At 74.5% G+C, this 2984-nt stretch carries 3 protein-coding genes and 1 pseudogene; 3 read left to right on the forward strand and 1 reads right to left on the reverse strand.

The genetic code is table 11. From position 1 onward, the window contains the following. From ABYE80_RS19115 to ABYE80_RS19125, 3 genes and pseudogenes are all read left to right on the forward strand, one after another. A pseudogene (locus tag ABYE80_RS19115) lies at nt 1-185 on the forward strand (oxidoreductase); the annotation flags it as partial. Then, the gene (locus ABYE80_RS19120) at nt 182-1501 is read left to right on the forward strand and encodes a Ni/Fe hydrogenase subunit alpha (protein ID WP_372791906.1); all 1320 of its coding nucleotides are present in this window, start codon (nt 182-184) and stop codon (nt 1499-1501) included. The pseudogene ABYE80_RS19115 and the gene ABYE80_RS19120, both read left to right, overlap by 4 nt. Next, complete coding sequence (locus ABYE80_RS19125; protein WP_372791907.1) at nt 1498-1977, forward strand: hydrogenase maturation protease; 480 nt, start codon at nt 1498-1500, stop codon at nt 1975-1977. Before ABYE80_RS19120 ends, ABYE80_RS19125 begins: the two co-directional genes overlap by 4 nt. A gap of 35 nt (nt 1978-2012) precedes the next feature. On the opposite strand, the gene ABYE80_RS19130 is transcribed toward ABYE80_RS19125, so the two are convergent. Further along, nucleotides 2013-2984 (reverse strand): choice-of-anchor Q domain-containing protein (locus ABYE80_RS19130; RefSeq protein ID WP_372791908.1); only part of this gene is annotated, 972 nt, incomplete at its 5' end.

A 2984-nucleotide genomic window follows, 5' to 3' on the forward strand; every position in this document is an offset into this window, starting at 1 on the left:
CGCTGTGCCCCGGCTTCGATCGCGGCTGCTACGGGTGCTTCGGTCCGATGCCCGCCGCGAACACGCCCTCCCTGAGCCGCGAGTGGGGGCGGCAGGGTGTCGAGACGCCCGACGTCGTGCGCGCGTACCGCACCTTCAACGCCGGATCCCCGGGCTTCCGGGCCGAGAGCGAGCGACTGGCATGAGCGACGCACGCGAGGTGCCCATCCCGCCGCGACGCGTGTCGGTCCAGGCGCTCGCCCGCGTCGAGGGCGAGGGCGCGCTGCGCCTGCACGTCGAGCACGGCGCGGTCACCACGGCGGAGCTGAACATCTACGAACCGCCCCGGTTCTTCGAGGCGTTCCTCCGGGGCCGCGGCGCCCACGAGCTGCCGGATCTGACCGCCCGGATCTGCGGCATCTGCCCGGTCGCCTACCAGATGAGCGCGGTCGCGGCGGTCGAGGACGCCTACGGCGTGACGGTCTCCGAGCCGGTCCGGCTGCTGCGCAGGCTCCTGTACTGCGGAGAGTGGATCGAGAGCCACGCGCTGCACGTCCACCTGCTCCACGCGCCGGACTTCCTCGGGTACAGCGGCATGGCCGACATGGCCCGGGACCACGCTGCCGTGGTCGAGCGGGGCCTGCGGATCAAGAAGGCGGGCAACGCGCTCATGGCTACGGTCGGGGGCCGCGAGGTGCACCCGATCAACGTGCGGGTGGGCGGCTTCTACCGCGCGCCGTCGGTCGCCGATCTGCGCGCGTTGGCGACCGACGCCCTGGAGCCCGCACGCGAGGAGGCGATCGAGATGGTCCGCTGGGCCGCCACGCTGCCCTACCCGGACTTCACCCACGACCACGAGCTCGTCGCGCTGTGGACCCCCGACGAGTACCCGCTGGAGCGCGGGCGGCTGCGGTCGACCGGCGGCCTGGACGTCGCGCCCGCCGCGTTCGAGGACGCGATCAGCGAGGAACAGGTGCCGCACTCCACGGCGCTCCACGCGCGCCTGCACGCGCGCGAGGACCCGTACCTGACCGGCCCCCTGGCCCGCTGGGCGCTGAACCGCGAGACGATCTCCCCGCTCGCGCGGGAGGTCGCCGACGAGGTCGGGCTCGAGCCGGTGTGCCGCAACCCGTTCCGGGCGATCCTCGTGCGCTGCGTCGAGATCCTGTTCGCGCTGGACGAGGCGCTGCGGCTGATCGCGGACTACGAGCCGCCGGACCCGCCCGCCGACGATGCTCGACCGCGCGAGGGGGTCGGCCACGCGATCACCGAGGCCCCGCGCGGCGCGCTGTACCAGCGCTACGAGATCGATGCGGGCGGGATCGTGCGCAGTGCCCGGATCGTCCCCCCGACGTCGCAGAACCAGCGGGCGATCGAGGCCGACGTGCGGGCCTTCGCGACCCCCCGGCTCCAACTGGCCGATGAGGACCTGGCGCTCGAGTGCGAGCGCGCGATCCGCAACCACGACCCGTGCATCTCGTGCGCGACGCACTTCCTCGACCTGACGGTGACCGGACGGTGAGGGGCCACGATGCGGTGGTCATCGGGGTGGGCTCAGCCCACGGCGACGACGCGATCGGGCCTCTGGTCGTGGAGGCGCTGCGGCGGGACGCGGCGGCCCCGGCGTTGGACCAGGACCGGCCGCGCGCGTTCGTCACGGTCGCCGGAGGCGACCCGGCGGCACTGCTCGAGGCATGGGACGGCGCGCGCCTGGCGGTGGTGGTGGACGCGGTGCGAACCGGCGCGCCGGCGGGCACCGTCCACCGGTTCGGCGCGCGGGAGGCCACCCGTGCCCGCCACGTCTCGTGGTCGAGCCACGGCACCGGCCTGGCGCCGGCGATCGAGCTCGGCCTGAGCCTGGGACGGATGCCCGGGCGGCTCGTGGTCATCGGCATCGAGGCCGCCGACGGCTCGCCCGGCATGCCGGTGACCCACGCGGTACGCGCCGCGCTCCCGAGAGCGCTCACCGCGGTCCACCAGGAGCTGGCGACCGGATAGGTCGCGGCCGAACGCCACCGACGGGGAGGGTGCCCTCAGCGCTTCACGGTCACCGTGCGGGTGCGCGCTCGCGAAGCGTTGCCGGCGGCGTCCTTCGCCACGAGGGTCACGCGGTAGCGGCCCGTCGGCAGGGTCTTCTTGGCGATCTCCGCCGGCAGGGTGAAGGTGACCGCCTTCCCGGCCTTCGCACTGACCGTGACCGCACCTCGCCGCGTCGTGATCGTGCACGTCCTGCCGGTCTTGCGTCTGGACCGGCACGCGGAGCCCACGCGACGACCCGTCGTCAGCCGATACACCGTCATCGTCACCTTCGCGCTCTCCGAGAGCGAGCCGCGCAACCTGATCGTCTTGCCACGGCGGGCGTTGCCGACGAGCTTCACCGAGCCCAGGACGGGCGGCGCGGTGTCCGCGGCGACCGTCGTCGGCGCGATGCTGGTGGGCACCGTCACCGTGATCGTCTGCGTCGACGTCCCGGGCGCGGGCGCCGGGACCACCTCGGTGCTCACGGTCGCCGCGTTGTTGGCACCGGCGGGGTCCGGGATCCCCGATCCGCTCGACGCACCGACCGTGAACGGTCCGGGGGCGGGCGCGCGGAGCACCATGGCCACGAGCGCGTCGGCGCCGGACGCCAGGCTGCCGAGCGCGCAGGTCGTCGCCGCGCAGGTGCCCTGGGACGTCTCGATGCTCACCAGCTCTGCGCCCGCGGGCACCGCGAAGTCGAGCGTCGTCGAGGGAGCGAGGTCGCTCCCGAGGTTCTTGACGCGTGCGTAGTAGGTCACGTCGGAGCCTGCAGGGGCGCTGCCGCGCGACGCCGTCAGCAGCGTCGCCAGGTCCGCCCCCAGCTCTGCCGCGCCGATGTCGCACGCCGGCCCCGCGGGAGCCGGAGCGCCACGCTGGTCGCCCCCCGCCGCCTCGCACGCGCTCGCCGCGTCCCGCGTCGCGCTGGTGGTCAGTGGCGGCCGCGTGTCGGTCGGTCCACCGTAGTCCCCGAGCGGCTGCAGCCTCGC

Source organism: Paraconexibacter sp. (genome assembly GCF_041602235.1).
Classification (GTDB): Bacteria; Actinomycetota; Thermoleophilia; order Solirubrobacterales; family Solirubrobacteraceae; genus Paraconexibacter.

Coding starts and splice junctions, on each gene's coding strand:
- ABYE80_RS19120 (WP_372791906.1), top strand. CDS start 182: ATGAGCGACGCACGCGAGGTGCCCATCCCGCCGCGACGCGTGTCGGTC.